Here is a 12,132-nt window from a genome sequence, read left to right as displayed (position 1 = left end):
AGGAAGTGCATGTATGAAGGTGCGTGAAGTTCATGGCGTGGGAGAAGGAAGAAGATGGGGAAAGGCATTGGGTGAGTGAAGGCATAGGGTGTCTACTGCGTATAAGGAGTTATGACCGTGAAGGATTTATTCTATTATGTTCGTAAACTGCGTCAGATCGCCGGAGGCAGACTATATCTCAATATGTTCCTGATTCTGCTGATCAGTTTGCTGGAAGGGATCGGCTTATACCTGATCATTCCGCTTCTGGGCCTGGTCGGGGTATTCCAGGGCGATATGGGCGGCGTGCCGCTTGTGTCCCATCTGCTTGAGCTGCTCCGTTCCTGGTCGTGGGAGCCGAGTTTGACAAGTGTGCTGATCCTGTTCGTGATCATTGTCGGCGGGCAGGCTCTCCTGACCCGGAGTCAGTCGATCCTAAATGCAGCCATTCTGCAGAAATTCATTCGCACGCTTCGGATGGAAACCTATGAAGGCCTGCTGCATGCCAAGTGGGCGTTCTTCTTGCGCAAGCGCAAGTCCGACTTTCATCATGTGATGTCCAATGAGCTGGGCCGCGTGAACCAGGGCACCTTCCTGTTTCTCCAGATGATATCTTCTCTGCTGTTCACGCTCGTTCAGATCGTGCTGGCCTTCTGGCTGTCGCCGGTACTTACGCTGACCGTCCTGATCAGCGGCGGGCTGCTGGCACTGTTCGGACGCAGATTCATCCGGAAATCGAAGTCGATCGGCGAACAGACGTCCGAGCTGTCCAAGCGCTATTTTGCGGGGATTACGGACCATTTTAGCGGGATCAAGGATATCAAGAGCAACCGGCTGGAGCAGTCGCATCTGAGCTGGTTCAGCCGCCTGTCGGGCCAGATGGAGGAGAACTTCATCCGGTTCGGACGGATCAATGCGCTGTCACAGCTTATTTACCGGCTGTCCTCGGTGGTGCTGATTGCCGGCTTTGTGTTTCTGGCGCTGGAGGTGCTACGCACGCCGGCCGAATCGCTGCTTGTGGTGGTGCTTATTTTTACACGGCTATGGCCGAGGTTCATCAGCATTCAGACGAGCTCCGAGCAGCTCGTATCGAATCTTCCCGCCTTTCGCACCATGCGGCAGTTGCAGCAGGAGTACGAAGCGGAGCGGGAGATGACAGGGGCGGTGAGCGCCGCGGTCGCTCCGCGGCTTCATATGCAGGAAGGGATTGAATGCCGGGATGTCGATTACCGTTATGATCCTTCCTCGGCCGAGTACGCATTAAGCGGAATCCGTGTGTTCATTCCCGCCAACCGCATGACGGCCATTGTCGGCAAATCCGGCGCAGGGAAGAGCACGCTGATCGACCTTGTGATGGGGATGATTCAGCCTGAACGCGGAGAGGTTCTGGTCGATGGCCGATCCCTCAAGGACCAGACACAGCTGATGGCGCTAAGAAATGCGGTCGGTTATGTGGCGCAGGATCCATTTCTGTTCAATGAAAGCATCCGCGATAACCTGAAACTGGTGGCGCCGGAAGCGACCGATGAGGAGCTGTGGGCGGCACTGGAATTTTCCTCCTCCGATGATTTTGTGAGGCGGCTGCCTCAGGGTCTGGATACGGTGATCGGCGATCGGGGAATACGTTTATCCGGGGGAGAGCGCCAGCGAATTGTGCTGGCCCGAGCCATCCTGAAACGGCCATCTATTCTTGTGCTGGACGAAGCGACAAGCGCTCTGGACAGCGACAATGAAAGACGGATTCAGGAGGCGCTGGATAAGCTGAAGGGCAGCATGACCGTCATTGTTATCGCTCATCGGCTGTCCACGATTCGCCACGCCGATCAGGTGATCGTGCTGGAGCAGGGACAGGTGGTACAGCAGGGGGGCTATCAGCAGCTGGCCCAGGAAAGCAAGGGCACCTTCAGGCAGCTGCTGAATTATCAGACCGGCTCTTCGTTGTAGGCGCTGGATGGGTTATAGTTGTCTGGTTAACCATTGGTGTTTAAGTGAGAGGCAAGAAGTAAGAAGTAAGAAGTATGAAGCAAGAAGTAAGAAGCAAGAAGTAAGAAGTACGAGGTAAGAAGCAAGGAGTACGGAGAAGGACGGAGAAGTATGGCAAGAAGTAAGGAGTAAGAAGTATAGCGAGCTGAGAGTGGAAGAGCTCCTTCGGCTCGCTTTTTTGCGTATGTAAGCCATGGCAGGCGGTTGTAGATGCTTGTATCCCCATACATTTACCAATTGCATGTACCAATTACATGTACAGGAATAACATAAGGGGAGGACTTGTATGATTTTTCGTACAAATCAAGCCAATATTCAGTAAAATGGCCGATTTTGTATGATTTTTCATATAAAATTAGAAGCCTGGAGGGATGACGAGGGAATTTGTATGATGATTCGTACAAATGGCTGGTCATCCCTGGATTTAGCCTAGGCTTTGTATGATAAATCACACAAAGTCACTAAAGTACGAAGTGGCAACGCACACAGCCATCCTGTAGTTCGAAGGACGCCTCGATCTATCTGCCTGAGCAGAAGTGATCGGGGCGTTCTTTTTGCAGTTCACGGGCCACACCACAATAAGTGATTATTTTCACAATAAACGATTAATTTCTGACAAATAGATACAAATTCACCTAAAATGAAACCTTCATCCCATTTATCATGTATTATTAGGAGACATATCATCCTTTTTAAGGAGGTTCGTGATGACGATTTTGTCGAGATTCAGGGATATTATGGCAGCAAACGTGAATGCTTGGCTGGATAGATCGAAAGACCCGGAGAAGACGATCAAGGAATATATGCAGGCCCTGCGCAGCGACCTCGGTCAGGTGAAGGCCGAAACGGAGTCGCAGGTTGCCCAGGAGAGAAGAGCGAAGCGGGCGCTGGACGAAGGTCAGGCTGACGTGCGCAAGCTGCAGCGGTATGCTGAGAAAGCGGCGATGGAAGGCAAAGACGAGGATGCACTCAAGTTTCTGGAGCGCAAGGCGCTGGAAACAGAGAAGCTTGCGCCTCTTCAGGAAGCCTATGATGCGGCCGCCTCGAACTTGGCCAAGATGAAGGAGATGGAAGCGAAGCTGGTGAAGGATATCGGCCAGTTGGAAGCCCGCTATGCGGAGCTGAAGGGCAAGCTGGCCGCGGCGAAGTCGCAGCAGGAACTGAACGAGCGAGGCGCGGGCGCCGGGGGAGCGCATGCGGCGCTGTCCGCCATGGAGGAGAAAGCAAGCCTGGCCCTGAACGAGGCGCTGGCGCTGGCTGAGCTGCGGGGAGGAGCCCAGGAAGACGATCTGGATGACCTGATTGCACAGCTGGAGAAGGAGCAGCGTGCAGGTGGGTCGAACGCTGGACCCGACGCGGGGGTTAATGCGGGTACTGGCTCCAGCAGCGAGGTTGATGGACCGAAGACGATGAGCGCTGAAGACGAACTGGCCGCATTAAAGGCCAGATTAAATCCAAAGGAATAGCCGCATAGATAGGCTGATCGAGGTGAACAAATGCCGGTAATTGAGTATAAATGCCCGAACTGCGGCAGCGGTATGGTGTTTGATGCGAATACGGGAGCATTATCCTGCCAAAGCTGCGGACGACAAGATCATATTGAATCTATCTCTGATCCCCTCACGAACGTGGTGTTTTCCGAGGAGGACAGGACGAGAGAATATCACTGCAACAGCTGCGGGGCCGTCATTATGACAGAGCCTGAGACGAGCGCAACGAACTGCACCTTTTGCGGGTCGGCCGTTGTGCTTGGCGACCGGCTTGCGGGAAAGCTTGCTCCGGCGCAGATCATTCCGTTCTCGATCAGCAAGGAGCAGGCGATGGAGGCTTTTCGGAAATGGTGCAGGAAAGGGCTGCTGACCCCAAGCGGATTTATGACGGCCAATCGGGTGCAGAGCATCACCGGGGTGTACGTTCCGTTCTGGCTCTATGATCTGAAGAGCGATGTAGAGGTCCATGGCCGCGCGACGAAGGTCCGGATCTACAGACTGGGCGATTATGAGTATACGGAAACGAAGCATTACAGCATATACAGGGACATTCATCTGGAATACGTGAAGGTGCCGATTGACGCTTCGGAGAAAATGAACGACGAGCTCATGGATAAGCTGGAGCCGTTCCCTTACAGCAAGCTTGAGCAGTTTAAAACCCCTTATCTGGCCGGTTACATCGCTGAAAAATACAGCTACACCGACAGTCAGCTGCTGCCTCGGGCCAAGGACAAAATCAGAAGTTTTATCGACTCCTATATTTCATCCACGGTAACGGGTTATTCCACGGTAAGCTATACCGATGTCGATATCGATACCAGAGCGAAGCATGCGGAATATGTGCTGCTTCCGGTATGGATGGTCAATTACAGCTATAATAAGAAAAATTATATATTCGCTATGAACGGACAGACCGGAAAGGTGGTAGGGAGGCCGCCGATCAGCAAGCTGAAAGTGACTGCGTGGTTCACCGGCATCTCGGGAGCAGCATTCCTCGTTCAACAGCTGATATCACTCATCATACAGGGAGGTGGTTCCTAATGAGAAGAGCTCGGATCCTGCTGGCTTCCCTTCTTTTCACCGTGATGATCGTGACAGGGGCTCTTTCCTGGGCGACGGAGGCCAGGGCCGATGAGAAACAGCTGATCTTTGATGATGCCGGTCTGCTCACAACCGAGGAGTATGAAGAGCTGAATCAGTTGGCAAATGAACGGTCGGCTGAACGAGAGACGGACATTATGATCCTGACGGTGGATGGTCCGGATGCCTATGATGTGATGAGGATGACACAGGACTTTTATGATGAATATGCGCCAGGTTACGATCAGCCTCACGGAAACACGGCCATCCTGATGGTGGATATGTACCACCGCGAGTTTTATGTTGCCGGTTTTAAGAAGGCGGAGGAATATGTGAACAATCAGAGGGCGGACGAGATTCGTGATCACATTACGCCCGATATGGCGAACGGCGACTATAAACTTGCCTTCCAGAAGTACATCGAGGATGTATATGAATACATGGGCATAACCCCGGAACCGGATATGGGCACGGATTCGAATTCAGGTATGGGTTCGGGAACCAGCTCGGGCACAGGCTCGGGCGGAGGGAACAGTTCGAGTTCCGGTAGAGGCGGCGGTTCCGGTTCGGCGTATTCCCCATCGCGTGAGGCTGACGACAGCATTTTTAATAATATCTGGGTTCAGATTGGCATCTCCGTTGTCATCGGCGGCGTTGTGGTCGGACTGATGCTTTACAATGCCGGAGGCCGGGTCACCGTCAATGGCCGCACTTATGAGAACTCAAGCGTGTCGGGCGTACGGGCCCGCAGAGACCAATATCTTCATACGACAACAACCAAAAGGAAAATCGAACGAAACAACAACTCTGGCGGTGGCGGCTTCGGAGGTGGCGGCGGGGGCCGGACTTCCGGCGGGCATTCGCACAGCGGCAGCAGAGGTTCATTTTAACAGAAGGGATGGGAGTATCGATGGGATTCTTTAGAAACCAGTTCGCCAATGTGGTGGAATGGGATGAATTTCGGGACGACATGATTTTTTGGAAGTGGAGCAATAAGGAAATTAAGAAGGGCAGCAAGCTTGTCATCCGGGCCGGACAGGACGCTGTGTTTGTGAATAATGGCAAAATCGAGGGCATTTTCAAGGATGAGGGCGTGTACAACATCGACTCGGAGATCATCCCGTTTCTGTCAACGTTAAAAGGCTTTAAATTCGGGTTCAACAGCGGCATGCGGGTCGAAGTGCTGTTCGTGAACACGAAGGAGTTCACCGTGCGCTGGGGCACGCAGAACCCGGTTCTGATCCCGACGCCGCAACTGCCAGGCGGCATGCCGATACGTGCCAACGGCACCTTCAATTTCAAAGTGAGCGACTACGTCACGCTGATTGACAAGATCGCCGGCATCAAGAACAGCTATCTGGTCGAGGATGTGAAGATTCGCATCACGTCCGTGCTGGATCAGCTGCTTATGAAGTGGATCAGCCGGGAAGGCAAGGACATGTTCAACCTTCAGGCCAATGCGGACGATATCGCCCGAGGCATCCGCGATGATCTGGATATGCAGGTGATGGACAACGGCATCTCCATTACAGGCTTCCAGGTGATGAGCTTCAATTACCCGAAGGAAATTCAGGATATGATTACGAAGACCGCATCGCATGAGATGATCGGCAACCTGCAGAAATACCAGCAGGTGAGCATGACCGACGGCATTGCTTCCGGCAAGGTTCAGGGCGGCGGCGCCGCCTCCGACATGGCAGGCATGATGATGGGCATGAATCTGGCGAATGAAATGATGAAGAATATGAACCAGAATGGCGGGTCATCGTCTTCCGGCTCGAATACACCGCAACCGCCGAGCGGCGGTGCAGCCTCCGGCGGCGGACAAAAGCCGAACTTCTGCCCGAACTGCGGGACGAAGAACGAAGGCGCCAACTTCTGTCCGAATTGTGGTCAGAAGCTGGGATAAAGGTTAAAGACAGCAGAAGCGCGCTTGTCTGCAAGGACGAACGGACCCGCAAGACGGGGATGAAGCAGCCTGGATCGGGAGGAAATTATTCCGAACAGGCTGTTTCTTTTTATAACTTTTCAATGTATGCGCTTCAATTTCATGATATAATGCATCTAACCTTATCCTTAGAGATTCAAGGAAGAACCGGTCAGGAGTGTTGCTAGAATATGAGACGATATAACATATGGCGACCGATACTGCTCATTGCCATCGCGCTGCTAACGAACAATCTGGTGACGAATGTGTGTCTGTTGCTCGGCTTGGCGCAGAATACCGCGAGCGATATTGGCTTTATCGCGATGATCATTGCTGCCTTTGTCACATATGGCCGATTCACGAGCCAAAATCGAAAAAGAAAATAAAATACGAGTTTCAACAGCTTGCACAGCTGGCTAAAACTGCTCGAACTTAACATTCATTTGACATATGTAAAGGGAAAATGAATGTTATTTTTTCCACGGAAAATAAGGCTCCGCCGACATACCACCCCTAATTTCACACCCGCTGTAATGCTTGTGTTACTTATTATTGTTGATCTATCAATGCATGTCCATTTCTGTAAACCTTTCATCCCCTTTCCAAGGAGGAATATTCCACTTAATTGTTTTACCGCGCTACAGAAGCAGCTGGTTGAAATGGGCTAAATTTTTGTTGAAAAGGGTCAGTTTTATTAATATATTGTTATAGTAAAGAGTCTGTAAAAATAGCAATCAGTATTATTCCTAGGAGGGTTATCCTGAAATGAAAAAAGGGGTCATATCATTAATAAGTCTGGCATTGTCTGTTACGATGCTGGCAGGCTGCGGTTCTTCGAATACAGGAACAGAGCCGAGCGGCAGCGGCAGTGCAGGCGAAGAGACACCGAAAGCAAACTTCAAAGTCGGAATGGTTACGGATGCGGGCACCATTGACGATAAATCCTTCAACCAAGGCACGTTCGAAGGGATTGTAAAGGCCAGCGAGGATTTTGGTCTGGAGCACAAATATCTGAAGCCGGGCGGCGAGACAGAAGCGGATTATACGAAAGAAATCACGAACCTGTATGATGCGGGCTTCAAGTTTATCGTAACACCGGGCTTCAAGTTCGAGACAGCGATCTTCAAGGCACAAGACAGATATACAGATGCCAAATTTGTACTGATTGACGGAGCGCCGAACTCCGGCGAGCCTGGAGCAGAGCCTGTGGTGAAGGAGAACACGGTATCCATCTTCTTCGCAGAGCATGAATCCGGCTTCCTTGCGGGTGTAGCTGCTGCCCTTCACGTGAAGGAAGGACAAGCTGGCTTCATCGGCGGATTGGAAATTCCACCAGTACAGAAGTTTAACTGGGGCTTCCAGCAAGGCGTGAATTACGCGAATGAGAATCTGGGCACGAATCTTGTCATCAACAAGGAGAACGTGGTGTATCAGGGCTCCTTTGACAACGTAGCGGCAGGTGGCCAACTGGCTGCCCAAATGTATAACAACGGTGTGGACGTTATCTTTGCAGCTGCTGGCGGCGTAGGCGTCGGTGCAATTACCGAAGCGAAGAGCCGTGCGGAGCAAGGCGAAGACATCTGGATCATCGGCGTTGACGTTGACCAATACAGCGACGGAATCTATGACGGGGACAAGTCGGTTGTTCTGACTTCCGCGGTGAAGAAAATCGACGCTGCAGCTTACGATATGATCAAAGCTGAACTCGACGGCAACTTCCCTGGCGGACAAACGATCACATTGGATGCGAAGAGTGACGGTGTAGGCCTTCCGGAAGAGAACCCGAACCTGAGCGAGGAAGTGCTGAGCCAGGTGGACGAAGTATTTAACAAGATCAAGTCCGGCGAAGTGACCGTGAGTGCAGAACAAGGCGATCTGATCAAGTAAGAGGAAGATCCCTTGGGGTGCTTCGACAGTAGAGAAAGACGTGTTTGCTAAGAAGAGACGGATGCCATCCGTCTTCTTTTTATGAGTAAGGCTCAAGTGAGGCATTTAATCCATAGAAAGTGAGGACCCTATAAGACCATGGACTATGTTGTCGAGATGGTGGGCATCCGCAAGGAATTTCCGGGTATTGTGGCAAATGACGACATTACACTCAGGCTGAAAAAGGGAGAAATCCACGCATTGCTTGGCGAGAACGGGGCCGGCAAATCCACGCTCATGAGCATTTTGTTTGGCATGTATCAACCTGACCGTGGAACGATCAAGGTGAGTGGCAAAGAGGTGCGCATTACGAACCCGAACGTGGCGAGCAGGCTTGGCATCGGTATGGTGCATCAGCATTTCAAGCTGGTAGAGCCGTTTACCGTGACCGAGAACATTATTCTCGGCAGCGAGACGCGCCGGCTTGGCTTTATGCTCGATGTAAGAACCGCTGCCAAGCGGGTCGAGGAGCTGTCCAAGAAATATGGGCTGAATGTGGATCCTTATGCGAAAATTGAGGATATTTCGGTGGGGATGCAGCAGCGTGTCGAGATTTTGAAGATGCTGTATCGCGATGCCGAGGTGCTGATTTTTGACGAGCCGACAGCTGTGCTGACACCTCAGGAAATTGAAGATTTGCAGAACATTATGAAGAACCTTGTCAAGGAAGGCAAGTCGATTATTCTGATTACGCACAAGCTGAAGGAGATCAAGGCGGTAGCGGATCGCTGCACCGTCATTCGCCGCGGCAAGACGATCGGCACGGTCGATGTGGCGGAGACGAGCCGCGAGGAAATGGCGGAGATGATGGTCGGCCGCAGCATTTCCTTTAAAGTGGACAAGGTCGAGAGCAAGCCGGGTGAACCGGTGCTGGAGATTCAGTCCCTTACGGTCAAGAACAGCAAGAAGGTGGATGCGCTCAAAGCGTTCACGCTGGATGTGCGGGCAGGCGAAATCGTTGGCATCGCTGGTGTGGATGGGAACGGTCAGTCCGAATTGGTGGAGACGATAACCGGACTTATGAAGGCCGAGAGCGGAAGCATCCGCCTGAATGGTCAAGAGATTTCCGGATTGTCTGTGCGAGAGCGCAATGAGAACGGAATCGGCCATATCCCTGAGGATCGGCAAAAGCGGGGGCTGGTGCTGGATTACACATTGGAGGAGAACATTATCCTTCAGGTGTATAACAAGCAGCCTTACTCAAAGCATGGAATTCTTCAGCCCGCTGTCATTCGCAAGCATGCGGAGCAGATTATCCAGAGCTTTGATGTCCGTTCAGGCACCGGCGCCAGGTCGGTTGTGCGCTCCATGTCCGGCGGCAATCAGCAGAAGGCCATTATTGGCCGCGAGGTCGAGCGCGATCCGGATCTGCTCATTGCGGTCCAGCCGACGCGGGGTCTTGATGTGGGTTCGATTGAATACATTCACAAGCGTCTCGTGGAGCAGCGTGATAAAGGAAAGGCCGTGCTGCTCGTTTCGCTTGAGCTTGATGAAGTGATGAACCTGTCGGATCGTATTGCGGTCATTAACAACGGCGAACTGGTAGGCATTGTGAACGCCTCCGAGACGAACGAGCAGGAGCTCGGGCTTATGATGGCCGGGATTCATAAGGAGGAGGGCACGTCATGAATAACAGTGTGAAATCGTTACTCGCCGTCCTCTTCGGACTGCTGGCGGGGGCCGTGCTGATGATGCTGACCGGTCATAATCCGATTGAAGGCTATCAATATCTCGTTCAAGGTGGGTTGAAAAATCCGGAGCGGATCGGGAATACACTCGCGACCGCAACGCCGCTCATTCTGACGGGACTGTCTGTCGCTTTTGCATTCCGCACCGGGTTGTTTAATATCGGAGCGGCTGGACAGATGCTGGTTGGCGGCTTCTGCGCGACAGCGGTCGGTCTGTCACTGGATCTTCCGCGCGGTATGCTGCTGCCGCTGATGGTGCTGGCCGGATTTATCGGCGGCGCGCTGTGGGCGGTCGTCCCCGGCTTCTTGAAGGCACGTTATAATGTGCACGAAGTGGTATCGACCATTATGATGAACTGGATTGCCTACTGGACGGTTTACTATGTGATCCCGGCGTATTTCAAAGGGGACAGCGTGGAGACAGAGTCGCGGCAGCTTCCGGCCAATGCGATGCTCCGCGAGTCATGGCTTAGCGATATGTTCCAGGGCTCTTACATCAATCTTGGATTCTTCATTGCGGTGCTAACGGTCATCATCGTGGCTTTCCTGATCAATAAAACAACGCTGGGCTACGAGCTGAAGGCGGTGGGCTTCAACCGCCACGCTTCCGAATATGCCGGCATTGGCGTGAACCGCAGCATCGTGCTGTCGATGTTTATCGCTGGCGGCATCGCGGGTCTTGCCGGGGTTGCCCAGTATACGGGCAATGCTTCCAGCATTCAGATCGGGATTCTGCCAAGCCAGGGCTTCGACGGCATCGCGGTTGCGCTTCTCGGTGCCAACGCGCCGCTTGGCGTACTGGCTTCGGCCCTGTTCTTCGGACTGCTGTATTCCGGAAGAGGGTTCATGAACGCGATGACCGACATTCCGCCGGAAATTGCGGATACAATTATCGCCATCATTATCTATTTTGCGGCGACAAGCATACTGATTGAGCGTTTGATCCGAAAGTTGCGGCTGCGCCGTTCGGCAAACAAAAAGCAGGAGGACTGAGAACATGTGGACAACGATTGAACAGATATTCCCGTATGCCATCGTTTTCACGATTCCGCTTTTGATTACCGCCTTGGGCGCGCTGTTCAGTGAGCGAAGCGGGGTTGTGAACATCGGTCTGGACGGGCTGATGATTGTCGGTTCCTTTATCGGAGCTTTTGTAGTATCCAAGCTTCAGGAGCAATATTTGGGATCCTGGTGGGTGCTGTGGGTCGGTCTTCTGGCCGCGGCAGCAGCGAGCGCCTTGTTCTCCCTGCTGCATGCTTTTGCAAGCATTAACCTGAATGCCAACCAGATTATAAGCGGTACGGCAATTAATATGATCGCTGGCGCACTAACGATCTTCCTCGCCCGCAACATTACGGGCAGCGGAAATATCCGGGTGACCAGCGGGTTCAAGTCATTTGATTTTCCGGTATTGTCAAAGATCCCGGTCATCGGGGATCTGTTCTTTACCCGAATGTATCCGACGACCTTGTTTATTATTGCGCTGCTCTTGATCAGCACGTTTATGCTCTATAAGACGCCATTCGGGCTGCGCCTGCGCTCCTGCGGTGAGCATCCGCATGCGGCGGAGGCCGCGGGCATCCGGGTGAGAAGAGTCCGTTATGTGGGCGTCCTCATTTCCGGTGCGTTCTCGGGTCTTGGCGGAGCGGCAATTCTGCTCACCTATTCCGGTGAGTTCAACGGCAATGTAGCCGGTCTTGGCTTCCTGGCGCTGGCTTCCTTGATCTTTGGCCAGTGGAAGCCGCTCGGAATTCTGGCAGCAACCTTCTTCTTCGGCTTTGCAAGCACGATTGCCAACGTATCGCAGGTCATTCCGTCGCTTGCGGTCATTCCGCCGGTGCTGCTGAAGATTTTCCCTTATGTCGTGACCTTGATCGCGCTTGTTATATTCTCGAAGTCTTCGCATGCACCAAGAGCGGTTGGGGAGCCGTTTGATTCCGGCAAACGATAAGATTCATAGCATGATAGGGATGTGCTGATCTGAGACAGAGATCGCGCTCTCCTTCACATGACAGCCTCTGAGTGGTCAGTCCCGTAAGATCGGGCTCTGATCTGCTCA

General features: G+C 52.6%; 10 protein-coding genes. All 10 read left to right on the top strand.

Annotation, left to right across the window (positions count from 1 at the left end; genetic code table 11):
* The first annotated feature begins 111 nt into the window (after positions 1–111).
* The 10 genes from MKX64_RS08630 (at position 112) to MKX64_RS08585 (ending at position 12,024) form a co-directional block, all read left to right on the top strand.
* Positions 112–1,923 carry an ABC transporter ATP-binding protein gene (locus MKX64_RS08630; protein WP_155617511.1) on the top strand — a complete coding sequence of 604 codons (1,812 nt, stop codon included), beginning with the start codon at positions 112–114 and terminating at the stop codon, positions 1,921–1,923.
* 746 nt (positions 1,924–2,669) lie between these two features.
* Entirely contained in the window at positions 2,670–3,428 is a 759-nt protein-coding gene (locus tag MKX64_RS08625; RefSeq protein WP_176475545.1) for a PspA/IM30 family protein, read from the top strand.
* A 30-nt stretch (positions 3,429–3,458) separates the two neighbouring features.
* Entirely contained in the window at positions 3,459–4,493 is a 1,035-nt protein-coding gene (locus MKX64_RS08620; protein ID WP_095264276.1) for a TFIIB-type zinc ribbon-containing protein, read from the top strand.
* Positions 4,493–5,422: a TPM domain-containing protein gene (locus MKX64_RS08615; protein ID WP_341035654.1), complete on the top strand. Its 930-nt coding sequence runs from the start codon at positions 4,493–4,495 to the stop codon at positions 5,420–5,422. The genes MKX64_RS08620 and MKX64_RS08615 overlap by 1 nt, the downstream gene beginning before the upstream one ends.
* Before the next feature lie 20 nt (positions 5,423–5,442).
* Entirely contained in the window at positions 5,443–6,441 is a 999-nt protein-coding gene (locus MKX64_RS08610; RefSeq protein WP_095264277.1) for an SPFH domain-containing protein, read from the top strand.
* Positions 6,442–6,650: 209 nt separating this feature from the next.
* The gene (locus MKX64_RS08605) at positions 6,651–6,845 is read left to right on the top strand and encodes a hypothetical protein (protein WP_095264278.1); all 195 of its coding nucleotides are present in this window, start codon (positions 6,651–6,653) and stop codon (positions 6,843–6,845) included.
* Positions 6,846–7,224: 379 nt separating this feature from the next.
* Positions 7,225–8,346 (top strand): BMP family lipoprotein, encoded by a 1,122-nt coding sequence (locus tag MKX64_RS08600; protein WP_095264279.1) that lies wholly within the window; start codon positions 7,225–7,227, stop codon positions 8,344–8,346.
* Between the two features lie 138 nt (positions 8,347–8,484).
* On the top strand, positions 8,485–10,014 hold the full coding sequence (locus MKX64_RS08595) for an ABC transporter ATP-binding protein (RefSeq protein ID WP_095398298.1): 1,530 nt from the start codon (positions 8,485–8,487) through the stop codon (positions 10,012–10,014).
* Positions 10,011–11,066 (top strand): ABC transporter permease, encoded by a 1,056-nt coding sequence (locus tag MKX64_RS08590; RefSeq protein WP_095264281.1) that lies wholly within the window; start codon positions 10,011–10,013, stop codon positions 11,064–11,066. Before MKX64_RS08595 ends, MKX64_RS08590 begins: the two co-directional genes overlap by 4 nt.
* 4 nt (positions 11,067–11,070) lie before the next feature.
* Positions 11,071–12,024 carry an ABC transporter permease gene (locus MKX64_RS08585; protein WP_095264282.1) on the top strand — a complete coding sequence of 318 codons (954 nt, stop codon included), beginning with the start codon at positions 11,071–11,073 and terminating at the stop codon, positions 12,022–12,024.
* The last annotated feature ends 108 nt before the right edge of the window (positions 12,025–12,132 follow it).

The sequence above is a fragment of the Paenibacillus sp. FSL M8-0334 genome (genome assembly GCF_038000405.1).
GTDB classification, from domain to species: Bacteria; Bacillota; Bacilli; order Paenibacillales; family Paenibacillaceae; genus Paenibacillus_AQ; species Paenibacillus_AQ campinasensis.
This window is presented reverse-complemented; position numbering and strand designations above follow the sequence as displayed.

Bases quoted from the DNA above. Each gene is read 5' to 3' on its own strand.
- MKX64_RS08615 (WP_341035654.1), top strand. From the start codon at position 4,493: ATGAGAAGAGCTCGGATCCTGCTGGCTTCCCTTCTTTTCACCGTGATG.
- MKX64_RS08620 (WP_095264276.1), top strand. From the start codon at position 3,459: ATGCCGGTAATTGAGTATAAATGCCCGAACTGCGGCAGCGGTATGGTG.
- MKX64_RS08585 (WP_095264282.1), top strand. From the start codon at position 11,071: ATGTGGACAACGATTGAACAGATATTCCCGTATGCCATCGTTTTCACG.
- MKX64_RS08630 (WP_155617511.1), top strand. From the start codon at position 112: ATGACCGTGAAGGATTTATTCTATTATGTTCGTAAACTGCGTCAGATC.
- MKX64_RS08590 (WP_095264281.1), top strand. From the start codon at position 10,011: ATGAATAACAGTGTGAAATCGTTACTCGCCGTCCTCTTCGGACTGCTG.
- MKX64_RS08605 (WP_095264278.1), top strand. From the start codon at position 6,651: ATGAGACGATATAACATATGGCGACCGATACTGCTCATTGCCATCGCG.
- MKX64_RS08595 (WP_095398298.1), top strand. From the start codon at position 8,485: ATGGACTATGTTGTCGAGATGGTGGGCATCCGCAAGGAATTTCCGGGT.
- MKX64_RS08610 (WP_095264277.1), top strand. From the start codon at position 5,443: ATGGGATTCTTTAGAAACCAGTTCGCCAATGTGGTGGAATGGGATGAA.
- MKX64_RS08600 (WP_095264279.1), top strand. From the start codon at position 7,225: ATGAAAAAAGGGGTCATATCATTAATAAGTCTGGCATTGTCTGTTACG.
- MKX64_RS08625 (WP_176475545.1), top strand. From the start codon at position 2,670: ATGACGATTTTGTCGAGATTCAGGGATATTATGGCAGCAAACGTGAAT.